The sequence below is a fragment of the Streptomyces sp. JJ66 genome (assembly GCF_019303495.1).
In the GTDB taxonomy this organism is placed as follows: Bacteria; Actinomycetota; Actinomycetes; order Streptomycetales; family Streptomycetaceae; genus Streptomyces.
Window position 1 is genome coordinate 138518 of sequence record NZ_JAEVFI010000001.1, and the last position, 23456, is coordinate 161973.

The window sequence follows — 23456 nt, forward strand, 5'->3', positions numbered from 1 at the left end:
CGCAGCCCGGTTCAGGCCGCCGCGCGGCGTGGGGGTGGGTGGTGGATCGGGGCGCCGCCGCCGGTCAGTGACGTGCCGGAGCCGCCGTGGCGGTGCGCGACGATCTCGGCGGCGATGGACAGCGCCGTCTCTTCAGGCGTGCGGGCGCCCAGGTCGAGGCCGATGGGCGAGCGCAGCCGGGCCAGGTCCCGTTCGCCGACGCCAGCCTCGCGCAGCCGGGCGAGACGGTCGGCGTGGGTGCGGCGCGAGCCCATGGCGCCGACGTAGGCGACGGGCAGGCGCAGCGCCCGCTCCAGCAGCGGGACATCGAACTTGGCGTCGTGGGTGAGCACGCACAGCACGGCGCGCTCGTCCAGCTCCTGGGAGTCGAGGTAGCGGTGCGGCCAGCCGACGACGACCTCGTCGGCGTCCGGGAAGCGTGCCGTGGTGGCGAACACGGGGCGGGCGTCGCACACGGTGACGTGGTAGCCGAGGAACTTGGCGACGCGGACCAGCTCCGCGGCGAAGTCGATGGCGCCGAAGACCAGCATCCGCGGCGGCGGCACGCTGGACTCCACCAGGAGGGTGACGGGCTCGCCGCAGCGGCTGCCGTCGGCGCCGACCTCCACGGTGGCGGTGCGCCCGGCCGCCAGCAGCGCGGTCGCCTCGGCGGCGGCGGTGCGCTCCAGCGGGGTGGGCCCGGCGCCCGGGGTGCTGTCCAGGACGCCGTCGAACCCGCCGTCGGGACGCACGTACAGGGTGCGGCCGACCAGGGGGGCGGGGCCTGTGACGAGGTGGACCGCCGCCGCCGCGTCCCCTCGCGCGGCGGCGGTCAGTGCGGCGGCGACGGCGTGGCGGAGGGCGGGCTCATCCGGGCCGCCCTCCGCGTCGTCCGTCGCCGCCCGTACTGGGGTGACGAGGATGTCGATGGCGCCGCCGCAGGTCAGGCCCACGGCGAAGGCGTCCTCGTCGCTGTAGCCGAAGGACTCCACAGCTGGCTCGCCGGTCTGAAGTGCCCGCTGGCACAGGTCGTAGACCGCGCCCTCCACGCATCCCCCCGACACGGAACCGACCGCCGTGCCCGCCGCGTCCACCGCGAGCGCCGCGCCCGGCTGGCGCGGTGCGCTGCCGTGGGTGGCCACCACGGTGGCGACGGCGAAGTCACGGCCCTGCTCGCACCACCGGTTCAGCTCCGTGGCGATGTCCAGCATGGCGGTCTCCTTGTCGGGTCCTGGGGTGCGCGCGGGCGCGGCCGGGGTGGAGCCGGTCAGTGCCCCACGAACGCGAAGTTGTAGACGAACACCGCGGTCAGAATCCACATGAACAGACCGGGCTCGCGCCACTTGCCCTGGGCCAGCTTGATCGCGGTGTAGGCGATGACACCGGCGCCCACGCCGTTGACGATCGAGAAGGTGAACGGCATCAGGGTGACGGTCAGGAAGACCGGGATGGCGACCGCGCGGTCCTTCCAGTCCACGTGGCGGGCGTTTTGCATCATCATCGCGCCGATCACGACAAGCGCGGCGGCGGCCACCTGGCCGGGCACGATCTCGGCGAGCGGCGTGAAGAGCAGCATCGCACCGAAGATCAGACCGGTAACGGTGGCGGACAGGCCCGTACGGGCGCCCTCACCGACGCCGGAGGCGGACTCGATGAAGACGGTCTGGCCGGACGCGCTGACGCCACCGCCGATGGCACCGCCAGCGCCGTCCACCAGCAGGGCCCGGTTCAGGCCGGGCATCCGGCCCTTCTCGTCGGCGAGCTTGGCCTCCTGGCCGACGGCGATGATGGTGGCCATGGCGTCGAAGAACGCGGCGAGCACCAGGGTGAAGACGACCGTGGCGACCGTCGCCGCGCCGAGCTCCCCGAAGCCGCCGAACTCGACCTGGCCGAAGAGGCTGAAGTCGGGTGAGGCGACCACCGCGTCGGGCAGCCCGGGCACGGCCAGGCCCCAGTCCTCCGCGTCCAGGTCCGCGACGGCGGTGACGATGAGCGAGACGACGGTGCCGATGCCGATGCCGATGAGGATGGCGCCGGGGATGTTACGGGCGAGCAGCATGAAGATCGCCAGCAGCGTGACGCAGAAGGCGAAGACGGGCCAGCCAGCCAGCGCGCCGTCGATACCGAGGGTGATGGGAGTCGAGTCACCCGGGCCGACGAAGCCAGCCTTGCTCAGGCCGATGATCGCCACGAACATGCCGATGCCGATGGTGATGGCGTGCTTGATGGCCATCGGGATGGCGTTCATGATCTTCTCACGCAGGCCGGTGATCACCAGCAGCATGATGATGACGCCGTAGATGACGCACATGCCCATGGCCTGCGGCCAGGTCATGCCCGGGACCACCTGCGTGGCCAGCACGCCGGAGACGCTGAGACCGGCGGCCAGCGCGAGCGGCACCTTGCCGATGATGCCCATGAGCAGCGTGGACAGCGCGGCGGCGAACGCGGTCGCGGTGACGATCGCGGTCGGGGCCAGGGTGTCGCCGTTGACGTCCGGGACGCTCAGCAGCAGCGGGTTCAGCAGGAGGATGTACGCCATCGCCATGAAGGTGGTGATGCCGCCGCGCACCTCCCGGCCCACGGTGGAGCCGCGCGCGGTGATGTGGAAATAGCGGTCGAGCCAGTCTCTGCCCGCGGGTGGACGTGAGCCGGGGCCCGCATCGTCCGCTGCGGTCTTCGGCTCAACTTGCGACTGTGCCATGGTGTGCCAACTCCCAAGGTTCATAGGGGCACCCGTCGGCCTTGCTGCCGGCCGGGATTTGGGATGCACGACGCGGGGGACGGCCCGAGACGAACGTGGGTGGTGCTGGTGGGGGGTGGTTGAGCGGGCGGCGGCCGGACGGTGCGCGGAGGCGGTGTCCGGACGCCGGTTTCCGGGCGTGCCGGGCTGATCGCGGTCGGGGTTGCCGGCGGCGTCCGATGAGGAGGTCATCGGGGCCACCCCCTTTACGGTGATCGGCCGGAGCCGGAGCTTACGTGCCGGTCAGCTGCTCGGGGCGGACGGGTACCCGCCTCAGCGCCAGACCGGTGGCCGCGCGGATCGCCGAGACCACCGCGGGGGTGGACGAGAGCGTGGGCGCTTCACCGGCGCCGCGCAGACCGTAGGGGGCGTTGGGGTCGGCCAGCTCCAGGACCTCCACGGGGATGGTGGGAGTGTCCAGGATGGTCGGGATGAGGTAGTCGGTGAAGGAGGGGTTGCGCACCTTGCCGTCGGGGGCCACGATGATCTCTTCCATGACGGCCAGGCCCAGGCCCTGCGTGGTGCCGCCCTGGATCTGGCCGACGACCGACTGCGGGTTGAGCGCCTTGCCGACGTCCTGGGCGCAGGCCAGCTCGACCACCTTCACCAGGCCCAGCTCGGTGTCCACTTCCACCACCGCGCGGTGCGCGGCGAAGGAGTACTGGACGTGTCCGAAGCCCTGCCCGGTGACGAGGTCGAACGCCTCGGTGGGCCGGTGGCGCCACTCCAGCTCGATATCGATCACCTCGTCCGCCAGGACGTCGGCGAGGGTGGCCAGCACCTCACCGCCGTCGGTGACGACCTTGCCTCCCTCCAGCAGCAGCTCGGCGGTGGCCCACGCCGGGTGGTAGGTGCCCAGCTTGGCGCGGCCCAGCTCCAGGACCTTCTCGCGCACGGCCTCGCAGGTGTGTTTCACCGCGCCGCCGGTGACGTAGGTCTGCCGGGAGGCGGAGGTGGAGCCCGCGGAGCCGACCTGGGTGTCGGCCGGGTTGATCGTCACGTGGGTGACGCCCAGCTCGGTACGGGCGATCTGGGCGTGCACGGTGACGCCGCCCTGACCGACCTCGGCCATCGCGGTGTGCACCAGGGCGACCGGTTCGCCGCCGAGCACCGACAGCCGCACGCGGGCGGTGGAGTAGTCGTCGAAGCCCTCGGAGAAGCCGACGTTCTTGATGCCGACGGCGTAGCCGACACCGCGCACCACGCCCTCGCCGTGGGTGGTGTTGGACAGCCCGCCGGGCAGGGCACGCACGTCCACGCTGGTGCCGGCGGTGTCGCCGGACTCCCATTGCTTCCCCGGCGGCAGCGGCATCGCCTTGACGCGCCGCAGCAGCTCGGCGACGGGCGCCGGGGAATCGACCTCCTGCCCGGTGGGCATGATCGTGCCCTGGCTCATCGCGTTGAGCTGGCGGAACTCGACCGGGTCCAGGCCCAGCTCGGCCGCCACCTGGTCCATCTGCGACTCGTAGGCGAAGCACGCCTGCACCGCGCCGAAGCCGCGCATGGCGCCGCAGGGCGGGTTGTTGGTGTAGAGCGCGAGGGCTTCGATCTCGACGTCCTCGACGGCGTACGGGCCCACCGACAGGGAGGAGGCGTTGCCGACGACGGCCGGGGAGGCCGAGGCGTAGGCGCCGCCGTCCAGCACGATGCGGCACCGCATGTGGGTGAGCTTGCCGTCGCGGGTCGCGCCGTGCTCGTACCACAGCGTGGCCGGGTGCCGGTGGACGTGGCCGAAGAAGGACTCGAACCGGTTGTAGACGATCTTGACCGGCTTGCCGGTGCGCAGCGCGAGCAGACAGCCGTGGATCTGCATCGACAGGTCCTCGCGGCCGCCGAACGCACCGCCGACGCCGGAGAGCGTCATGCGCACCTTGTCCTCGGGCAGGCCGAGGACGGGCGCGATCTGGCGCAGGTCGGAGTGCAGCCACTGGGTGGCCACGTACAGATCGACGCCGCCGTCCTCGGCCGGTACCGCGAGGCCGGACTCCGGGCCCAGGAACGCCTGGTCCTGCATGCCGATCTCGTACTCCCCGGTGACGATCACATCAGCCCTGGCCCGCGCCGCCGCCACGTCACCGCGCACGATGGGCTGGCGGTGGACGATGTTGGGGTGCGGGACATGACCGGCGTGGTGGTCGTCGCGGCCCTCGTGGACCAGCGGCGCGTCCGCCGCCAGCGCGGTGGCCTCGTCGTGCACCACCGGCAGCGGCGTGTAATCCACCCTGATCTTCGCCGCGGCGCGGCGCGCGGTCTCCGGGTGGTCGGCGGCCACCAGGGCCACCGGCTCGCCGTGATGCCGGACCCGCTCGTGCGCCAGCACCGGGGTGTCGGCGAACTCCAGGCCGTACCGCCGGGTCTGGGCCGGCAGGTCGTCGTAGGTCAGGACGGCGTAGACACCGGCCTGGGCCAGGGCCTCGGAGGTGTCGATGGAGTTGATCCGGGCGTGGGCGTGCGGACTGCGCAGCGTGCAGCCCCACAGCATGTCCTCGTGCCACATGTCCGAGGAGTAGGCGAACTCACCCGTCACCTTCAGGGTGCCGTCCGGGCGCTGCGTGGACGCGCCGATGCCGCCCCGGGCGGCACTGCTCCCCTGGGTGAGCGTCGTCGGAACGCGCGTGACCTCGCTCATGGTCAGGCTCCTGTTCCGGCGGCGTGGGACTCCTCGCGGGCCGCGGCCAGGCGGACCGCGTCGAGGATCTTCTCGTAGCCGGTGCAGCGGCACAGGTTGCCGGACAGTGCCTCGCGGATGTCGGCGTCGCTGGGCTGCGGGTTGCGCTCGATCAGCTCGTCGGCGGCCACCAGCAGGCCCGGGGTGCAAAAGCCGCACTGCACGGCGCCCGCGTCCAGGAACGCCTGCTGGACGGTGGACAGCTCGGCACTCTCGCCGGTCTGCCCGTCCCCGCCGCCCTGCGCCGCCGTGAGGGGGTTGGCTGCCCACTGCCTGGCGGCGTCGGGGTCCGTGCCGCCACCGGCGCCGGTGGCGCGGCCAGCGGTGCGGTCCCTGGCGAAGTCGGCCAGACCCTCGACGGTGACGATCTCGCGCCCCTCGCACTGACCGGCCGCGACCAGGCAGGCACACACCAGGGCACCGTCCAGGCGCACCGTGCAGGAGCCGCACTCGCCCTGCTCACAGGCGTTCTTCGAGCCCGGCAGGCCCATGCGCTCGCGCAGCACGTACAGCAGGCTCTCGCCCTCCCAGACGTCGTCGGCCTCGTGCGGGCGTCCGTTGACGCGGAAGTTCACGCGCACTGTGCGCCTCCTTCGGTGGTACGGGTGCCCCCACAGCGGTACGCGTCCCACACCCAGCCCAGGGTGCGCCGGGCCATGATGCCCACCGCGTGCCGCCGGTACCGGGCGCTGCCGCGCACGTCGTCGATCGGGCTGCAGGCGCCGGAGGCCAGCTCCGCGAACTGGCGGGCGATCGACGGGGTGATCGACTTGCCGCTCTCCCAGAAGCCGCCGTCGGCCAGCGCCGCGTTCAGGAAGTCCTCGGCGGCCGTGGCGCGCAGCGGGGTCGGGGCGGCGGAGCCGATGCCGGTCCTGACCGTCCGCGTCTCCGGGTGCAGCGCGATGCCGAACGCGCACACCGCGATGACCATGGCATTGCGGGTGCCGACCTTGGAGAACTGCTGGGCGCCGGTGGCCTTCTTGATGTGGATGGTCTTGATCAGCTCGTCAGGCCGCAGCGCGTTGCGCTTGACGCCGGTGTAGAACTCCTCGACCGGGATGAAGCGGGTGCCGCGCACGGACTCCACCTCGACCTCGGCCCCGGCCGCCAGCAGGGCGGGGTGGGAGTCTCCGGCCGGGGAGGCCGCACCCAGGTTGCCTCCGACGCTGCCCCGGTTGCGGATCTGCGGTGAGCCGACGGTGTGTCCGGCGAGCGCCAGCCCGGGCAGCTCGGTGCGCAGGTCCTCGATGACGCGGGTGTAGGGAACGGAGGCGCCCAAGCGGACGTTCTCCTCGCCGACCTCCCACGCGTGCAGCTCGGCGACGCGGCCCAGGTCCAGCAGGTACTCGGGCCGGCGCTGGTCGAAGTTGATCTCCACCATCACGTCGGTGCCGCCCGCGATGGGCACAGCGGTGGGGTGCTCGGCCTTCGCGGCGAGCGCCTCCTCCCAGCTGGCGGGACGCAGGAAGTCCATGGGTGTCTCTTCTCCGATTCGCGTAACGAGTGCGGCCCCGGCCTGGGGGGCGGTTTTGGCCCTCTTGCCAAGCGGCTCGTTCATCTGCCGTTCATCAGGTGTGGCTCAGTAGACAGCCCTGCGAATCGTCCGGTGCAGTCACGGAAGACATGAAGCGGTTGGCTGGTCCGCCGTCTGGTCTTGTAGATTCGAACGAAGAACGGGGAACACCTTCCTCGCACGATTACTACAGCGACACACGACGAAACGGTGAGCGACGAATGCGGCTGCGGGCCCTGCTGGAAACGCCCTCGCTCGGGTTGCGCCTGCTGGGCGGTGAGCAGGAGCTCGACCGCACCGTGCGCGGGGTCATGACGACCGATCTGCGCGACCCCAGCCGCTACCTCTCCGGCGGTGAACTGGTGCTCACCGGGCTGGCGTGGCGGCACGGACCAGAGGATATCGATCCGTTCGTGCGCATCCTGGCCGCCGCCGGGGTGGCGGGCCTGGCCGCGGGCGAGGCGGAGCTGGGCAGCGTACCCGACGACCTGGTGTCCGCCTGCGCCCGGCACCGGCTGCCGCTGTTCGCCGTGGACGAGGACGTGGCGTTCGCGACGATCACCGAGCACGTCGTCCGCCAGGTGTCGGGGGAACGCGCCGGTGACCTGGCCGCCGTCGTGGAACGCCACCGGCGCCTGATGACGCCGGGCCCCACCGGTGGCGGCCCCGACGTCGTGCTCGACCTGCTCGGCTCCGATCTGGACCTGCGCGCCTGGGTGCTCACCCCTACCGGACGGCAGATCGCGGGCGCAGGACCGGATTCAGCCACTGAGGAACTTCCCTCCACCGTGCGCGCCCACCTCGCCGGCGAACACCTGGCCGCCGTGCGCGGCGGCCGCCGCGGCCCCTACCGGGCCACCGTCGACTCGACCACCTACTCGCTGTTCCCCGTGCGCGGGGACGGCCCCGACGCGCGCGCCACGGTGCTCTCCGACTGGCTGCTCACCGTCGAGGCCGACACCAGCGACTGGCCCGGCCAGCGCCTGGACCTCCTGCAGGGCGTCACCCAGCTCATCGCCGTCGAGCGCGACCGGCGCGACGCCGCGCGCACGGTCCGCCGCCGCCTCGCACAGGAGGTGCTCGAACTCGTCCAGTCGGGTGCCGCTCCGGCCGAGATCGCCGCCCGCCTGCGGGTGGCCGCACCCGTCCTGCTGCCCGGTCTGGGCACCGCGCCGCGGTGGCAGGTCGTCGTCGCCTCCGTCGAATGGTCCGGCGGGCGCGAGCCGGGCGGCCCGGTAGCCCAGGCCCTGCTGGAGGAGGTCCTCGTCGATCCCGGGCTGGCCGGGCCCGACCCGCTGGACCGCATCGCCGTCGCCCACACCAGTGACGAGGCGGTGGCCCTGGTCCCGCTGCCCCCCGTCGAAGGCGAACCGGCAAACGCCCCGGGCTCCGAGGCCAGCGTCCCGCACGCCGCCCCCTTGCACGCCGCCACCCTGCTCTCCGGCATCCGCGAGCCCCTGGAGCGCGGCCTCGCCGACGACGGCCGCCTCACCCTGGGCGTCAGCGCCGCCGTCACCTCCGCCGAGGGCCTGCGCGGCGCGCTGGAGGAGGCCCGGCACGCCCGCCGCGTCGCCGCCGCCCGCCCCGGCCTGGTCTGCGCCGCCGGGCACGAGGAACTGGCCTCGCACGTGCTGCTCCTGCCCTTCGTCCCCGACGACGTCCGCCGCGCGTTCACCGCGCGGCTGCTGGACCCGCTGCGCGACTACGACCGCCGTCACCGGGCCGAACTCATCGACACGCTGGAGGCGTTCCTCGACTCCGACGGCTCCTGGACGCGGTGCGCCGCCCGCCTGCACCTGCACGTCAACACCCTGCGCTACCGGGTGGGGCGCATCGAGCAGCTGACCGGCCGCGACCTGTCCCGGCTAGAGGACAAGCTCGACTTCTTCCTGGCCCTGCGCATCAGCTGACGCCCCCTCGCTGTGGTCAGCCACGGTCCAGCAACCGGTGCAACGCGCCGTTTCGGGCGGTGAGTTCCGCCCAGGTGCCGTGCTCGGCGACGCGCCCGTCCGCCAGGACCGCCACGCGGTCGGCCCGCCGGATCGTCGCGGGCCGGTGCGCGATGACCACCGTGGTGCGCGTGCCCGCGCCGTCCGCCAGCGCGGCAGCCAGCTCGGCCTCGGAGGCGGTGTCCAGGTGCGCGGTGGCCTCGTCCAGTACCAGCACCCGTGGCGCGCCGAGCAGGGCCCGGGCCAGCGCGACCCGGGCCCGCTGGCCGCCGGAGAGCGTCGCGCCCCGCTCGCCCACCAGGCTCTCCAGCCCGTCGGGCAGCCCCTCGGCGACGCGCTCGACGCCGGTGCGCCGGGCGACGTCGGCCACTTCGGCGTCTGTGGCGTCGGGCGCGGCGAGCCGCAGGTTGTCCGCGAGCGTGCCGTGGAACAGCGGCGCGTCCTGGCCGACGACGGCCACCGCGCGCCGCAGGTCGGCGTCGGCCAGCTGGCGGAGGTCCAGCGCCGCGCCCCGCCCGGGCAGCAGTTCCACCGTGCCGGACTCCGGGTCCCACAAGCGGGCCAGCAGGTGTGCGCAGGTGGACTTGCCCGCCCCGGAGGCGCCGACCAGCGCGAGCGTCTGCCCGGCCGGGACGGTGAGGTCCAGCCCGTCCAGCACGGCCCGGCCGCCGTAGCCGAACCGCACGTCGCGCAGCCGCAGCCCGAGCGGTCCGTCCGGCACCGGCACGGGTGACGCGGGCGGGGGCGCGAGGGCGGGAGCCCGCACGGCCGCCCCCACCCGGGCCGCCGCCGCCCGCAGCCCGGCGGCCTGCGCGAGCGCCTGCGCGGAGTCGGCGACCGGCGCCAGCACGGACAACGCCAGCGCCATCGCGGCCGGGGCCCACGGCCCGGCCAGCTGGCCGGAGGTGACGGCGTGTGCGGTGACCGCGACGACGGCCAGTACGGCGCCCACCACCACGGCCTCCCGCAGCGCGGAGGCCGCCGCCTCCCACCCGGCCTCGGCACGCTGCGCGCGGCCCAGCTCGCGCCCCCGCGCCGCCAGCAGCGCGCGCCGTCGGCCGAGCGCGCCGAACCCGAGCAGTTCGCGCAGCCCGTCCACGGTGTCCACGGTGTCGGCGGACAGGCGGGCGGCAGCGCCCCGGGTGCGGGCACCGCGCGCCGCCCGCCCCCGCCCTTCCAGCAGCGCGGCGCCCACCAGCAGCAGCGCGGCCGGGACGACGGCCGCGAGCAGCCAGGGCTCGACGGCGGCGAGCACCATGCCGCCGCTGGCGAACACCGCTGTCGAGGCCAGGAGTTGGGCCGTGGTGTGGGCGTAGAAGAACTCCAGTGCCTCCACGTCGGCCATGGCGGTGGCGGCCAGGTCACCGCTGCGGCGCCCGGCGACGCGGGCGGGGGCGCTGCGCGCCAGCCCGTCGAAGGCGCGGACGCGCAGCAGGGCCAGGACCCGGTAGGCGAGGTCGTGCGAGAGGTCCATCTCCCGCCAGGTGGCCAGCGCCCGGACGGCGACGAGCGCGACGAGCACGGCCACGGTGCCCGGCCCCGGGGGCGCCCCGGCCAGCAGGGCGGTACCCACGGTGTGGGCGGCGAGCGTCACCAGCGCCGCGAGCGAGGCGTGCTCGGCGAGTGCGGCGAGCAGGGTGCGCAGCGCCATCATCCGGTGGGCGGCGAGCGCGGGCAGCAGCGCGCGCAGCGCGCCACGCGGCGCGGGGGCAGCCGGTATCGCAGCGGTGGAGGTCATGCGGCCAGCCCCCGTACCTGTCCTGCGGTCACGAGCCGGGCGTAGACCGCCGAGTCGGCGAGCAGCCCGCGGTGGTCCCCGGCGGCCTCCACCCGGCCGCCGTCCAGGACGACGATGTGGTCGGCGTGCCGCACGGCCGCCAGCCGGTGCGCGACGACCAGGCAGGTGCGACCGCGTACCGCCTTCAGCAGAGCGCGGGTGACGCGGGCCTCGCGGTGTTCGTCCACGGCGCTGGTGGCCTCGTCCAGCACCAGCACGGGCGCGTCGGCGAGCAGGGCGCGGGCCAGTGCGAGGCGCTGGCGCTGGCCGCCGGAGAGGGTGGCGCCGCGTTCGCCGAGCACGGTGGCGTAGCCCTCGGGCAGCGCGGCGATCTCGTCGTGGACGCCCGCGGTGCGGGCGGCGTGCTCCAGCGCGGCGGCGTCGGCGCCGGGGTCGGCCAGGCGCAGGTTGTCGGCGACGGTGGCGTGGAAGAGGTAGGTGTCCTGGGAGACGACGGCGATGCCACGGCGCAGGGCGTCCACGGTGTACTCGGCCACGTCGTGTCCGTCCAGCAGCACGCGTCCGCCCTGTGGTTCCCGCTGGCGCAGCAGCAGCGCCAGCAGGCTGGACTTGCCCGCGCCGGAGGGCCCGACGATCGCCGTGGTGCGCCCGGCCGGTGCGGTGAAGCTGACGCCGTCCAGCGCGGGGTGCGAGGAGCCGGGGTAGGTCAGGCGCACCCGGTCGAAGGTCACCTCGGGCGGGCGGGGCCAGCGGGGGTGCGCGGTGCCGGTGTCGGTGACGGCGGGCCGGGCGGTGCGCAGCGCGGCGAGCCCGTCGGCGGCGGAGGCACCCAGGTATCCGGCGTGCCACTCCCGGGCCAGGTCGCGCACCGGGCGGAAGCACTCGGAGGCCAGGAGCAGCAGCAGGTAGGTGCCGGTGGCCGCGGTGGCGCCGGTGGCCGCCGACCAGCAGGCGAGCAGCGCGGCGGCCACGGTGCCGCCCTGCACGGCGAGGTCGGTGAGCGCGGTGTCGGCCAGGGAGACGCGGAGCTTGGCGACGGTGGCCCGGTGCAGCGCGGCCGAGCGGCGTTCCAGCCGGGCACGGGTGCGGCCCACGGCGCCGGCCGCCCGCAGCGCGGGCATGCCCTGCAACGCCTCCAGGTAGTCGGCGCCCAGTGCCTCGTAGGTGTCCCAGTGTTCGGCGCCGCGCCGGGCCAGCAGCCGGTCCCAGGCCCGTGGCCCGAGCAGGGCGAGCGCGAGCGCCGGGACGAGACCGAGCAGCGCGGCGGGCTGGACGGCGGCGACGGCGGCGAGCAGCAGCGGCGGGGTGAGGCAGGTGACGAGGAGTTGGGGCAGGTAGCGCGAGATGTAGGCGTCCACGCCTTCGACGCCGTCCACGAGTGTCGTGCGCACGGCCCCGGCGCGGGCCCCGGTGAGGTAGGCGGGGCCGAGCGCCCCGAGCCGGGCCAGCAGGGCGTCCCGCAGCCGGACGCGGACGCGTGCTCCGGCCCGCGCGGCGGTGCGCCGCTGCCACCAGGTGAGGGCGGCGCGCAGCAGTACCAGGGCCAGCACCCCGCCGAGCAGGGGCGGGAGGTGGGCCGTGGCGCCCCGGGCGACGGCGGCGAGCGCGAACGCGAGCAGCACGGCCTGCGCGACGTGGGTGAGCGCGAGGGCGCCGAGCAGCGCGGTGGCCGCCAGCAGCGGACGCGGCGCGGTGCGCGCGGCGGCCCGCAGTTCCGGGTGGATCAGCATGCGTCAGGGCTCCAGCGTCTCGGGCGGGGTCCGGGGGGCGGGGGCGGCGAGGGCGAGACCGTGCACCACCCACTGGCGTCCGGGCGGATCGCCGAGTGCCGCCCCGAGGTCGGCGCGCTGCCAGGAGCCGACGGGGCGGGTGCGCAGGCCGTGCCGGGCGGCGGTGGCCAGGGCGAGCCCGGCGGCGTGTCCGGCGGTGAGGTGGGCGCGGCACAGGTGCTCGGCGTCGGCGTCGTCGGGGGCGCCGACGGCCAGCACGATGGCCCCGGCCCCGGCGAGCCAGCCCTGGCCGGCGGCCCAGGCGGCGAGCGTGGGCCGGGCGTCGCCCCGGGCGAGGCGGCGCAGCTGGCCGCCCGGGGCGTGGGTGACGAGCCCGGGCTCGGGGGCGCCGACGGCTGCGCACCAGGTGAGCAGCCCGCCACCGGCCCGCTGGGCGCAGGCCAGTACGGCGGCGAGCGCGCCCGCGTCCGGCGCCCCGGCCAGCGGCGGCGGAGCGCTGCGCCGCCCGAGCAACTGGGCCGGTGGCTGCGCGGGTTCGCCGCGCCGCCAGGTGCCGGGTGGCGGCAGGTACACGCTGGCCAGCGGCGCGGGGCCGGGCTCGTCACCCACGCCCCGGGCGGCCAGGGTGCGGGAACCGGCGCCGTCCGCCGCACGGTCCGCCGCGTCGCGCGTACCGGCGTCCAGCGTGACGACGGCCTCCGGTGCGCCCAGCGCCCGGGCGGCGAGCTGGAGTCCGGCTGCCGCGTGCCCGGTGTCGAGCAGCAGCAGGGGCCAGGCGCGGTGGCCGTAGTGGGCGGTGGTCCGCCGCGCGGTGACCGTCAGCTCGACCCGGACGCCGGGCGGGGCACCGGCCGGGGCGGGTCCCAGCCAGTGCACGCGGTGCCGCAGCGGGTCGTACCCGTACCGGCCCGGGGCCAGCGGCGCGGCGCTGCCGGCGGTGAGGCGGACGTCCACGGGGTGGCAGGCACCGGCCGAGGGCACGGGACGCAGGCGGCCCCGGGCGTCGAGCGCGGCCAGTGACAGCCGCAGGTGCCCGGAGAGGTCCACCTGGCCGGGGCGCGCGTGAGGCAGGCGGCGCGCGGGGCCGGGCCAGGCGGTCACGCGCGGCCCGGGCGAGGTGTCAGGACCCGGTATCTCGGCGCTCCGGGCGCGGGCGAGCAGCCCGGGGAACGCGGACAGCCCGGGGTGGGCGGACAGCCCGGGGTCCTCGGACCGTATTGGTGCTCCGGGCGGCGGCGTCTCGCGGTGCGAGGCGGGCGGAGCGGGCGGCCCGGGCGGCGGCGCGAAGGGCACGAAGGACACGGCGTTCCCCTCACATGTGCGGCGGGGGCACGAGCGTGAAGTCCGCGGGCGCGCTGGGCGGGGCCTCGCGCCAGCCACGGGCGAGCGCGGCGTCGGCGAAGCGGGGGCAGCCGAGGTAGGCGAAGGCGGCGGGCGCGTTGGGGACCAGCCCGGAGGCCAGGACGCGGGCGACCCGCAGCGGCGTGTGCGCGACGTCCTCGGTGGTGACGTCCACGCTGACGACGCGGTGGCCGCCGGTGTGCAGCCGGTCCCACAGCCGGGCGCGGCTGCCCGGTTCGAGCGCGTCCACGGGCACGGTGCCGAGCGCGGGTGCGGTGAAGCGGCGGGCCTCGGCGGCCATGCGCGGGTCGAGCCACACCTGCACGTGGGCGCCCAGGTCGCGGACGGCGGCCAAGTCCGGTCCGCAGGCGTCCAGGTAGCGGGCGTCGGGGCGGTGGTCGAGGTAGAGGCCACGGGCGAGCAGCCCGGCCTCTACGGCCTGGAACACCCAGCCGTCCGGGCCGGTGAGCCCCTGGGTGAAGACCCAGGTGTGCACGGCCTCCAGCACGGCCTTGCGGGCCGCCTGAGCCGGGTCGTAGCGGCAGGCGAACCCGGCGGCGTAGAGGCCGCGTTCGGGGTCGTGGACGAGCGCGGCCAGGCAGGGCGCGAACTCGGAGGCCATCTCCACCAGCCACACCCGCAGGCCGCTTCCGGCGAGGTCGTCGCGCAGACCGGGCACGCTGTCGGGGTCGATGCCCCGGGCCGGGCCGTCCAGGTGCCACCACAGCTCCAGCGCGTCCCGTTCGACGATCTCCAGCAGGCCGCGCTCGACGGCGTCGTCCAGGCCCTGGCCGGTGGCGATGCCCGCGTAGTTGAGGTGGTGCGTGCGCGGGTAGGCGCGCAGCTCGCCCTGGCGCCAGTTGAGGTGGGTGAGGGAGACCGGCGCCCAGCACTCGGCGGTGGAGCCGTCCGGCAGGTGTTCGGTGCCGCGTGCCCACAGCGCCGGGGTGTCGTCGGTCAGCGGCCGGTAGGGGAAGCCGGGGCGGGCGTACTGCCAGGGCGCGTACCGGGGCAGGTCGGCGGGGCCGTACAGGCGTCGGCCCTGCTCCGTCAGCTGGGCGGCGGTGGCGGCGAGCGGGGCGTCACGGTGGCCGGGCGGCGGGACGCGGTTGCCGCAGTAGCGTTCGACGGCCTCGGCGATGGCGGCGACGCGGGCGCCGTCGGCGTCGCCGAAGGTGGTGCCGAGCGAGACCCGGTCGGCGGGCCAGGCGCCCAGCCGCCGGGCGTCGGCGACCTCGGCGGTCATCGCGGTGTAGCGGGGCGGGGCACCGGCGGGATGCTCGACGGGGGCGACGGCGCGGACGATGCCGCACACCGGATCGACCAGCGCCTCCAGGGGCAGCGCCGGGGCCGACGGCTCGGGCGCCGCCCCGGGCCCGGGCGGGGCCGTGGGCGCCGTCGCGGGCGGGGGTGCGGTGCTGCTCATCGGCTGATCTCCTGTAGGGGGTCAACGGCGGCGGTGAAGCCGCACGTACGGCTGACCGGCAGCAGCAGCGCGCAGTGCTCGGTGCGCAGCGTACGCCGGGACGGGTGCAGGACGGTCGCGGTGACCGGGTCCTCGCCGGTGTGCGGGTTGCGGGCGTGGGCCGGGAAGTGGTGTCCGGCGATCTCCAGCCGCAGCCGGGTCCCGGCGGGCAGGCGGCGGGCGAGCGGGCCGAGCGGCACGCTGAGGTCGGCGGGGCGGCCCGGTGGGTCGTGGCGCCGGACGACGCCGGTGGCCAGCGGCGCGGCGGCGCCGTCCGGGGCGAGCGCGACGAGCCGGGCCACCCAGTCGGCGCACGGCGTGTCGGCGCAGGCCCGCAGCCGGACGCGGGCGGTGCCCAGCAGGTCCAGCGGGCGCGGCAGCGGCGCGGTGACGAGTAGGCAGCGGTCGGCGGACGCGTCCGGGTGCGCGTCACCGGAGCGCGGACCGGGCGGGCGCGGCACGGCCAGGTCGTCTGAGCGCACCGGGTGCCGCGGGTCGGCGGTGAAGTGGGCGGCGCCGAGCAGCCGCAGCCCGGTGGGACGGCCGAACCCGTAGCGCGCGGACGGCTCGCCGGGGTGCGCCGGTGCCGGGAGCCACAGGGGGCTGCCGCCGAGGCCGACGGCGCCGCGCGGAGCGGCGTCGAGGCGGCCGTCGAGCGCGGCGCGGGCCCAGCTCACGTACGCCTCGCCCAGCGGCAGCCGGTGCTTGGGGTGCGCGTCGGCGCCCGGGTCGGCGGTGAGCCGGTGGCCCCACGGCCCCAGGAGCAGCCGGGCCGGTGCGCCCGTCCAGCGGCGCCACAGGGTCACCGTCTCGGCGGCGAACGGGTCGTGGGTGCCGCCGACCGCGAGCAGTGGCACCCGCGCGGTGGGCGCCGCGTCGAGCAGGCGCCCGCGCCGGGTGGGCGACCACACACCGGGCCAGGACGGCAGCGGACGGGCCAGACGGTCAGGGAGTGTGGTGAGCGGCAGGTGGTGGAGGAGCGCGGGGTCGGCGTCCAGGGCGCGGGCGAGGGCGTTCTCGTCACTGTCCGGCCGGTCGCCGTGGGCGGCCCACCAGCCCGCGCGGCCCAGCAGCCGCTCCGGGCCTGAGGGTTCGCGGGCGGTGTGGGCGGTGTCGAGCGCGGGGACGGCGACGAGGACGGCGTCGGGCGTCCCGGGGCCGGACGGGCCGCCGGTGGGGTCCGGGTCCAGGGCCAGGGCGAGGGCGCAGTGGGCGGCGTAGGAGGCCCCTGCGGCGAGGAGGCGGCCGTCGCTCCACGGCTGGGACCGCACCCAGCGCACGGTGGGCGCGCCGTCGGCCGCCTCGCCGTGGTAGGGCCGCCAGGTGCCGGGTGAGCCATGGCGGCCGCGGACGTCCTGGGCCAGCGCGGCGAAGCCCCGGGCGGCCCAGCCGCGCAGTTCCGGGCGGTGGGCGCGGCGGTCGTAGGGGGTGCGGATGAGCACGGCGGGGTGGGGGCCGGGCGTGGCGGGCAGGCAGATGTCGGTGGCGAGCGGGGTGCCGTCGGGGGCGGGCAGGTGCGCGGTGCGGACGCGGGCGTGGGTCCGGCTGGCCCCGGTGCCGCGAGCCGGGCCCGGTGGCGGCGCGGCCACCGGGGTGCGGGCCGCCGCCGTCATGTCCGCTCACCCGAGGGGGCGGTGAGCGGCGCGGCCACGGGCGGTACCGGCAGGACGGGGTGCTCGCTGACGGTGAGCGTGCGCACGTCCAGAGACCGCAGGCGGCGGGCGGCGGGCAGCGTACCGGTGGGCTGCGGGGCGGTGGTGCCGGTGGCCCAGGCGGTGAGGTCGGCGGCCAGGAGCGCGGCGGCGCAGGCGGCGGCCGGGGCGGTGAGGGTGACCGGGGCGCCCGTGGTGCGGTGTCCGCTCCAGTAGGCGGCCAGTTCGCGGTACGCCGGGGTGGCCGCCAGGCGGCGCGCGCGGACCTGAGCGGAGGTCACGTCACCCGGTGCGGCGGCGGGCGGCTCCAGCCACAGCTGGTGGCCTTCGCGGTGGCAGCGCAGCCAGGCGATGCCGCGCGCGGGCAGCTCGTCGGCGTCGTCCCACAGCCCCTCGGGCACCGGCCCGTTCAGGCACCACACCACGGCCGCGGCCCGCGTGGTGCCCAGCTCGGCCCGGGTGCCCGTGCGGGGTGCGGCTCCGGCGGTGGTGAGGCAGGCGGCCAGCGGTTCGGTGAGTGCGGCGTCCCCGAGCAGCAGCACCTCGCGCCGGTGAGCGGGCCAGGCACGCGGTGGGGGTGGCACGTCCGCGCGGCTGGTCAGGTACCCGGCGGCCTCGAAGGCTTCGAGCAGGCGGGCGAGTTCGGGCTCGGCGTCGGCATCGGCCGTGGCGCCGGGGCCGGTTCCGGCGAGGCGGGCGAGCAGGTCGGCCACGTCCGCCTCACCGGTCTCGACGCGGAGGAAGGCGCCGTCGGCGGTGCGCAGGGCGAGCCGGTCCCCGGGCACGGCGACGACTTCCACGCCGGGTGCCAGCTGGCTGCGCGTCATACGGTCTCTCCTTCGCGGCGGTGTGCGGTCGGCGGGACACCCCCCGGTCGCGTCCCGGGTCGTGCCGCTGGGCGGGGCCCGGCCGGCGCTGCCATGACCGGCCGGGCCCGTGCGGGGCTTACCCCGTGCGGGGCTTACTCCTCGTTGTCGTCGAAGGGGTTCTCGACGAGCGCGTTGGAGTGGGACGCCGAGGCGTGGGCGAGCTGGCCCGGGTCGGCGATCGGCGCGAAGACCTTCTCCTGCTCCATGGCGAATTCCTTCCTAGAGAGGGACAGTTGGACGCTGCGACACCCGTTCGAATGCCGCACGCACACACTAAATGAAAATGATTGTCATGTGCTAGCCGTCAGAGGGTGATCTGGGTAACACACCGGCCATCCGCCCTCCGGGTCCTGCCCCACCCGGCCCGCCACGTCCAGGACGTCCGCGAGCAGTTCGGAGGTGACGACCTCCTTCGGCGGCCCGTCCGCCACCACGCGTCCGTCCCGCAGCGCGACGATCCGCTCGGCGAACCGGGCGGCGTGCGCGAGGTCGTGCAGCACCATCACCACCGTCAGCCCGCGTTCGGCCCGCAGCCGCACCACCGTTTGCAGCACCTCCAGCTGGTGGCGCAGATCCAGATACGTGGTCGGCTCGTCCAGCAGCAGGACGCGGGTGTCCTGGGCCAGGGCCATGGCCAGCCGCACCCGCTGCCGTTCACCGCCGGACAGCGCGTCCACCGGCCGCTGCGCCCACGCCGCGACGCCGGTGTCGGCCAGCGCGCGGCGTACGGCGTCGTCGTCGCGGCCGTCACCGTCGCGCAGCATGCCCAGCGGCCCGCGCTGGGCGTACCGGCCCTGCCGCACCAGCTGGCGCACCGTCATGCCCGGTACCGGCGGCGCGGACTGGTGCAGCAGGGCGACGCGGCGGGCCGCGGCGCGGCGGCTCAGGCGGGCCAGGTCGGCGTCCCCCAGCAGCACCCGGCCACGGGTGGGCCGCAGCAGACCGGCGATCAGCCGCAGCAGCGTGGACTTGCCGCAGCCGTTGAGGCCGATCAGCGCGGTCAGCTCCCCGGGAGCGATCGTGAGGCCCACCTCGTGGAGCACCGGCCGGCCGGGATACCCGAAGTGGACGCCCTCCACCCGGACCCCGGGCGGCGGCTCGGTGGTTCCCGTCGTCACCTTCGACACCAGCGGCACCTTTCTACGCGGCACGCGGCACGCGGCACGCGCCGCCCGACACCCGACAGAACACGGAACTCAGAACTCAGAACTCAGAACGAGCGGCCCGGGGCGCGGCGCACCACGGCGAGCAGCAGCGCGGCGCCCAGCCCGGTGGTGAGCGCGCCGACCGGCAGGGTGAGCCGCCCGGCGTCCAGCGCGGACGACAGCCAGCGGGAGGCCAGTTGGGCCACCGCGTCCGCGCCGCACACCACCACCGCGCCGCACAGCGCGGCACCCGGGAGCGTGCGGCGCAGGTCGGCGCCGAACAGGGCGACGGCCAGGTGCGGCACCAGCAGTCCGACGAAGCCGAGCGCACCCACCGAGGAGACCGCCCCGGCCGTCAGCGCCACCGCGCACAGCAGCGCCACGGCGCGGGCACGCGAGATCTCCAGCCCGACGGCCGCGGCCGGTTCGTCGCCCAGCCGCAGCAGGGTCAGCGGCGCGGCCAGCAGCCAGGCGCCGGTGCCCCACGCGAGTGTCCACGGCCACAGCAGGTTCCAGTGCGCCCACACCCGCCCCTCGGTGCTGCCGACCAGCCACTGCACGACGCTGCCGAGCTGCCCGGGCGCGACGAGCAGCACCATGGCCGTCAGTCCGCCGAGCACGGCGCTGACCAGGACGCCGTAGACGGCGGTGGTGGCCGCGTCGCCGCGTTCCCGGCCGGCGAGCAGCCACAGCAGACCGGCTCCGGTGAACCCGCCGACGCAGGCGGCCACGACGACGGCCGCCGGGGACTGCCAGCCCGCCACCCCGAGCCCGGTCGCCGCCACGGCCCCGAGCACGGCACCGGGCGTGACGCCGGTGACCTCGGGACCGGCCAGCGGGTTGCGCAGGGCGGACTGCAACACCAGCCCGGCGACACCGAGCGCGGCCCCCGCGCCGAGCGCGACGAGCAGCCGTGGCAGCCGCAGGTTGAGCACGACGTGCCGCGCGGTGTCCCCTCCCCCGCCGGCCAGCACGTCCACGACGGCACCGGGCGTGACCGCGCGTCCCGCGAGCAGACTGGCCACGGCGACGAGCGCCACGAGGCCGCCCAGCGCGGTGAACCTGGCGGTCATGCGTCCTCCTCCGCCCGGACGGCCCGGGTGTGCGGCGCCACGGTCACGCCCGCGGAAGTCCCCGGCCCGCACCAGCGGCGCGGCACCCGGGCGGCGTTCCAGCGGACTCGCCCCGCACGCCCGCCCTGGCGCGCGGCTGGGTCACGGGTCCCGGCCCGCAGCAGCGCCACCCCCGCCGGCACCCCGAGCAGCGCGGTCCACGCGCCGACCGGGGTTTCCACCGGGGCCAGGGCCAGGCGGGCCGGGAGGTCGGCCACGGCCACCACGCAGGCACCCCAGCCCGCGGACCACGGCAGCAGGCGCACCGCGTCGGCCCCCGCCCGCAGCCGCCGGGCCAGGTGGGGCGCGAGGAACCCGACCCAGGCGACGGGGCCGCAGACGGCGACGACGGGCGCGATGAGCACGATCGCGACCGCCAGCGCCGCGAGCCGCGCCCGCCGGGTCCGCACGCCCAGCGACGCGGCGTCCTCGTCCCCCAGGCGCAGCACCGACAGCACGGGCGCGCACAGCACCAGGGCGGGCAGCGCCACCAGCAGCCAGGGTCCGAGGCCGGTGACGTCGGACCAGGTGCGGGCGGACAGCGAGCCCAGCAGGTAGCGGTAGATGAGCTGGAGGTCCAGCTGGTCGGCCATCACCATGAGGACCAGCAGGGCGGCCTGGAGCGCGGCGGAGACGGCGGCGCCGGTGAGCAGCACCGCCGAGGGGCTGCGGCCGAAGCCCGCCGCGAGCAGGGTCAGCACGCCTCCGGCCGCCGCGCCGCCGATGGCCAGCAGGGGCACCACGGCGGGGGGCAGGGCGAGCGCCAGCACCAGCGGCGCGGCGACGCCGAGCGCGGCGCCGGAGGACACGCCCAGCATCTCGGGCACGGCCAGTTCGTTGCGCAGGGCCTCCTGGAGAACGAGCCCGGCGGCGCCCAGGCAGGCTCCGGCCAGGAGCGCCAGCACCAGGCGCGGCAGGCGCAGCTGGCCGACGACGACGGCGGCGAGCCGGTCGCCGTCCCCGCCGGGCGTCCCCAGCAGCACGCTGGGCAGCTCGGCCGGGGACACCACCGGAGTGCCCAGGCACAGGGCGCCGAGCGCGGTGGCGGCGAGCAGACCGGCCAGCACGGGCAGGTGGCGGCGCGGACTCACCGCAGCGCGGCCGTGGCCTCGTCCAGGACCAGACCGAGCGAGCGGGTGCCGCGTCCCTTGGCCCACACCTCGGAGTTCACTTCGTGGACGTCTCCGTTCCGCACGGCCGGGATCTCGCCCCACAGCGGGTTGCCCGCGAGGGTTTCGGAGAGCTTGGCGCTGTCGTCTCCGAAGGAGAGTGTCTCGACGAAGAGGACGTCCACGTCCGCGGCGAGGATTTCCTCCAGGCTGTAGGTGCCCTCTACGCCGCGCGACTCCCAGGGGTAGTCGGCGATCTTCGGGAAGAGTCCGGCGGCGACGTCGGTGCCGGGGGTGGCGACGCCGAAGTTCTCGTCGCTGCCGTAGATGACCAGGGCCGTGTGGTCGCTGGGCTCCCGCTCGGCGGCGGCGAGCTTGGTGCGGAAGGTCCGCTCGGCCGTCTCGCCCTGTTCGGTGCGGCCGGTGAGCGCGGCCAGGTCGCGCAGGTAGGCGACGCTGTCCACCCAGTTGTCCGGCTGGACGGGCCAGAAGGTGGTGGCGCCCTTGAGCGCGGGGGCGAGCTTGCCGTGGGTGTCCTCCAGGCCGATGACCAGGTCGGGTTCGTGGGAGAGGATCGCCTCCACCTCCGGGGCGAGGAAGCCGCCGGGGATCACGGGTATGTCGGCTGCCTTTTCGGGGCCGAGGAAGTCGGGGTGGGCGAGCAGCGCGCTGTTGGTGGCGGTGGGGGTCAGACCCAGTTCGGCGAGCATGTCGTCACACAGCGCCACCAGGCAGACGACGCGCTGGGGTTCGGCGTCGGTGCGGACCGTGACGCCGTGGACGTCGGTGATCTCCCGGGCGGCCTCGATTGGTTCGACGGTGACGTCCGTGGCGTCGGTGGCGCTCGCGGGCTTGCCGCCCTTGGCGTCGTCGTCGGCGTCGGGAGTGGTCCCGCAGCCGGTCAGCAGGGTGCCCAGCACCGCGGCGGCCAGCCAGCGGCGCGCGGTGCGCAGCGAGGAGCGCGTCATCGAAAGGTTCCCGTTCTTCTCGTGCCGGGGCCGTGGACGCGGTGCGCGGAGGGCGGCCCCGTGCCCTTCGCGAAGGCAGAATACACATGATAACCATTGCCAAAAACCCTGCTGAATCCCCATTCCACCCCCTGGAGGCACCCCGATGAGCACCGAACCGCTCCTGATCGTCGCGGACCATGTCGCGGGCCGCGTCACGGTGTTGACCGTTCCCGGCGGCACACAGGTGGCGGCGCTGGAGGGGCGGCACGTGAGCGAGCACGCCGGATTCCTGGCCCTGCCCGGCGGCCGGATCGCGTGCGTGGACGACCTGCGCGGCGAACTCCTCGTCCTCGACCCCGGCGCGGCCCGCGCCGGACGCCCGCTGCTGACGGCCACCGCGCCCGTCGCCGTCCCGGCCGAACACCTGGCCGCCGACACCGGCGCGGAGCACGTCGTGGTCACCACCGGGCTCGGGGCGCACGAGGAACCGTGGAGCGAGCTGGTGACGGCCGTGGAGCTGAACACCGGCCGGGCCGTCCGGAGCCGGATACGCGCGGGCGAGCCCGGGGTGACACTCGCCGGCCCGGGCGCCGGGGCCCTGGCGCTGCTGCGGCACCGCGCGCCCGGCGAACTGGCCGCGTTCCCCCTCGCCAGCCTGCTGGACGCGGGCCCCGGCTGCCCGCACCGGATACCGGCGGCCCGGGCACCCCTCCCGGACGACGGCCACGGGGACGCCTACGACCCGGTCACCGGACGGGTGTTCGCCGCCACGGGGGCGGGCGTCCACCGCGTGCGCGTCACCGGCGGCGCCCTCGCCCCGGAGCCGCCACTGCCGTGGAGGTGCGCGGGACGCGGCTACTTCCTGCGGGTGGACGCGCGCCGACGCCTGCTGTGGTCCTGCGTACGCGGCGGACCGGACGCCCCGTCGCGCTGGCCGGAGTGGAGCAACACCGCCTGGTGCCACGCGCTGGACACCGGCCGCACCGAACACGTGGAGCTCGGCCCCGGGCTGGTGTTCCGCATGGCGCTGGCCCGGCACGCGGTGGCCTTCACCCGCATTCATCCCGACGGTGACGAACTGGTGCTCGTGGACACCACGGGCGAGCGCCCGGCGGTGACAGCCCGCAGGCCGCTGCCGCCGATGGCCGGGGCGCCGCGCCGGGGCGGGACCCCGTGGGACAGCGTGCAGCGCCGTGCCGTGGCCGCCTCACCGGGGGCGGACTGGGTGGCCGTCAGCCGGGGCGGGCACGGCGAAGTGGCGCTGTTCGACGCGCGCGCGGGTGAGCAGCGGGCGCTGTTGCGGACGGGAACGCCGCTGGACGAGGGCGGCCGCCTGGCGATGGTCCGCCCCGGTGACGGCGCGTCCGGCGACACGGTAGGCCGCTGAACCGGCCACAGCCGCACGTGGAATGACGACCCGTGGAGCGGGGCGAAGGTGATCCAGCGCGCTGGAGGTCCGGCGCTCCGTGCGGGACGGGAGCAACACCGGCCCA

General features: G+C 76.0%; 18 protein-coding genes. 2 read left to right on the forward strand and 16 right to left on the reverse strand.

Annotated elements, in window-relative coordinates:
- Positions 1-11: 11 nt before the first annotated feature.
- From JJV70_RS00630 to JJV70_RS00650, 5 genes are all read right to left on the reverse strand, one after another.
- Positions 12-1190 carry an XdhC family protein gene (locus tag JJV70_RS00630; RefSeq protein ID WP_219045495.1) on the reverse strand — a complete coding sequence of 393 codons (1179 nt, stop codon included), beginning with the start codon at positions 1188-1190 and terminating at the stop codon, positions 12-14.
- A gap of 56 nt (positions 1191-1246) precedes the next feature.
- Positions 1247-2683, reverse strand: a complete 1437-nt coding sequence (locus tag JJV70_RS00635; RefSeq protein WP_219045496.1) for an NCS2 family permease — start codon at positions 2681-2683, stop codon at positions 1247-1249.
- Between the two features lie 271 nt (positions 2684-2954).
- A complete protein-coding gene (gene pucD / locus JJV70_RS00640; RefSeq protein ID WP_219045497.1) occupies positions 2955-5351 on the reverse strand; it encodes a xanthine dehydrogenase subunit D in 2397 nt (798 codons plus the stop codon).
- A gap of 2 nt (positions 5352-5353) precedes the next feature.
- The gene (locus JJV70_RS00645) at positions 5354-5971 is read right to left on the reverse strand and encodes a (2Fe-2S)-binding protein (protein WP_219045498.1); all 618 of its coding nucleotides are present in this window, start codon (positions 5969-5971) and stop codon (positions 5354-5356) included.
- On the reverse strand, positions 5962-6864 hold the full coding sequence (locus tag JJV70_RS00650) for a xanthine dehydrogenase family protein subunit M (RefSeq protein WP_219045499.1): 903 nt from the start codon (positions 6862-6864) through the stop codon (positions 5962-5964). The genes JJV70_RS00645 and JJV70_RS00650 overlap by 10 nt, the downstream gene beginning before the upstream one ends.
- A 260-nt stretch (positions 6865-7124) precedes the next feature.
- On the opposite strand from JJV70_RS00650, the gene JJV70_RS00655 reads away from it, so the two are divergent.
- Entirely contained in the window at positions 7125-8813 is a 1689-nt protein-coding gene (locus JJV70_RS00655; RefSeq protein WP_219045500.1) for a PucR family transcriptional regulator ligand-binding domain-containing protein, read from the forward strand.
- 16 nt (positions 8814-8829) lie between these two features.
- Here the strand turns inward: JJV70_RS00655 and JJV70_RS00660 are convergent, their stop codons facing one another.
- The 11 genes from JJV70_RS00660 to JJV70_RS00705 all read right to left on the reverse strand — a co-directional run bounded on the left by JJV70_RS00660 (position 8830) and on the right by JJV70_RS00705 (position 21981).
- Positions 8830-10590 carry an ABC transporter ATP-binding protein gene (locus JJV70_RS00660; RefSeq protein WP_219045501.1) on the reverse strand — a complete coding sequence of 587 codons (1761 nt, stop codon included), beginning with the start codon at positions 10588-10590 and terminating at the stop codon, positions 8830-8832.
- The gene (locus JJV70_RS00665; protein ID WP_219045502.1) at positions 10587-12320 is read right to left on the reverse strand and encodes an ABC transporter ATP-binding protein/permease; all 1734 of its coding nucleotides are present in this window, start codon (positions 12318-12320) and stop codon (positions 10587-10589) included. Before JJV70_RS00665 ends, JJV70_RS00660 begins: the two co-directional genes overlap by 4 nt.
- A 3-nt stretch (positions 12321-12323) precedes the next feature.
- Positions 12324-13622 carry a SagB/ThcOx family dehydrogenase gene (locus JJV70_RS00670; protein ID WP_308294617.1) on the reverse strand — a complete coding sequence of 433 codons (1299 nt, stop codon included), beginning with the start codon at positions 13620-13622 and terminating at the stop codon, positions 12324-12326.
- 10 nt (positions 13623-13632) lie between these two features.
- Positions 13633-15087: a YcaO-like family protein gene (locus JJV70_RS00675; RefSeq protein ID WP_219045503.1), complete on the reverse strand. Its 1455-nt coding sequence runs from the start codon at positions 15085-15087 to the stop codon at positions 13633-13635.
- On the reverse strand, positions 15084-16739 hold the full coding sequence (locus JJV70_RS00680) for a CocE/NonD family hydrolase (RefSeq protein WP_219045504.1): 1656 nt from the start codon (positions 16737-16739) through the stop codon (positions 15084-15086). Before JJV70_RS00680 ends, JJV70_RS00675 begins: the two co-directional genes overlap by 4 nt.
- On the reverse strand, positions 16736-17605 hold the full coding sequence (locus JJV70_RS00685) for a hypothetical protein (RefSeq protein WP_219045505.1): 870 nt from the start codon (positions 17603-17605) through the stop codon (positions 16736-16738). Before JJV70_RS00685 ends, JJV70_RS00680 begins: the two co-directional genes overlap by 4 nt.
- A gap of 134 nt (positions 17606-17739) precedes the next feature.
- Positions 17740-17853, reverse strand: a complete 114-nt coding sequence (amiA, locus tag JJV70_RS22335) for a streptamidine family RiPP (RefSeq protein ID WP_257573115.1) — start codon at positions 17851-17853, stop codon at positions 17740-17742.
- 84 nt (positions 17854-17937) lie between these two features.
- Positions 17938-18774: an ABC transporter ATP-binding protein gene (locus tag JJV70_RS00690; protein WP_308294618.1), complete on the reverse strand. Its 837-nt coding sequence runs from the start codon at positions 18772-18774 to the stop codon at positions 17938-17940.
- Positions 18775-18857: 83 nt separating this feature from the next.
- Entirely contained in the window at positions 18858-19865 is a 1008-nt protein-coding gene (locus tag JJV70_RS00695; protein ID WP_219045506.1) for an iron ABC transporter permease, read from the reverse strand.
- Entirely contained in the window at positions 19862-20995 is a 1134-nt protein-coding gene (locus JJV70_RS00700; RefSeq protein WP_219045507.1) for an iron ABC transporter permease, read from the reverse strand. Before JJV70_RS00700 ends, JJV70_RS00695 begins: the two co-directional genes overlap by 4 nt.
- Positions 20992-21981, reverse strand: coding sequence for an ABC transporter substrate-binding protein (locus JJV70_RS00705; protein WP_219045508.1), 990 nt, complete (start codon positions 21979-21981; stop codon positions 20992-20994). Before JJV70_RS00705 ends, JJV70_RS00700 begins: the two co-directional genes overlap by 4 nt.
- Positions 21982-22126: 145 nt before the next feature.
- Here JJV70_RS00705 and JJV70_RS00710 point away from each other — a divergent pair, with 145 nt between their 5' ends.
- Complete coding sequence (locus JJV70_RS00710; RefSeq protein ID WP_219045509.1) at positions 22127-23350, forward strand: hypothetical protein; 1224 nt, start codon at positions 22127-22129, stop codon at positions 23348-23350.
- Positions 23351-23456: the final 106 nt, after the last annotated feature.

Coding starts and splice junctions, on each gene's coding strand:
- JJV70_RS00630 (WP_219045495.1), bottom strand. CDS start 1,190: ATGCTGGACATCGCCACGGAGCTGAACCGGTGGTGCGAGCAGGGCCGT.
- JJV70_RS00635 (WP_219045496.1), bottom strand. CDS start 2,683: ATGGCACAGTCGCAAGTTGAGCCGAAGACCGCAGCGGACGATGCGGGC.
- pucD (WP_219045497.1), bottom strand. CDS start 5,351: ATGAGCGAGGTCACGCGCGTTCCGACGACGCTCACCCAGGGGAGCAGT.
- JJV70_RS00650 (WP_219045499.1), bottom strand. CDS start 6,864: ATGGACTTCCTGCGTCCCGCCAGCTGGGAGGAGGCGCTCGCCGCGAAG.
- JJV70_RS00655 (WP_219045500.1), top strand. CDS start 7,125: ATGCGGCTGCGGGCCCTGCTGGAAACGCCCTCGCTCGGGTTGCGCCTG.
- JJV70_RS00660 (WP_219045501.1), bottom strand. CDS start 10,590: ATGACCTCCACCGCTGCGATACCGGCTGCCCCCGCGCCGCGTGGCGCG.
- JJV70_RS00665 (WP_219045502.1), bottom strand. CDS start 12,320: ATGCTGATCCACCCGGAACTGCGGGCCGCCGCGCGCACCGCGCCGCGT.
- JJV70_RS00675 (WP_219045503.1), bottom strand. CDS start 15,087: ATGAGCAGCACCGCACCCCCGCCCGCGACGGCGCCCACGGCCCCGCCC.
- JJV70_RS00680 (WP_219045504.1), bottom strand. CDS start 16,739: ATGACGGCGGCGGCCCGCACCCCGGTGGCCGCGCCGCCACCGGGCCCG.
- JJV70_RS00685 (WP_219045505.1), bottom strand. CDS start 17,605: ATGACGCGCAGCCAGCTGGCACCCGGCGTGGAAGTCGTCGCCGTGCCC.
- amiA (WP_257573115.1), bottom strand. CDS start 17,853: ATGGAGCAGGAGAAGGTCTTCGCGCCGATCGCCGACCCGGGCCAGCTC.
- JJV70_RS00695 (WP_219045506.1), bottom strand. CDS start 19,865: ATGACCGCCAGGTTCACCGCGCTGGGCGGCCTCGTGGCGCTCGTCGCC.
- JJV70_RS00705 (WP_219045508.1), bottom strand. CDS start 21,981: ATGACGCGCTCCTCGCTGCGCACCGCGCGCCGCTGGCTGGCCGCCGCG.
- JJV70_RS00710 (WP_219045509.1), top strand. CDS start 22,127: ATGAGCACCGAACCGCTCCTGATCGTCGCGGACCATGTCGCGGGCCGC.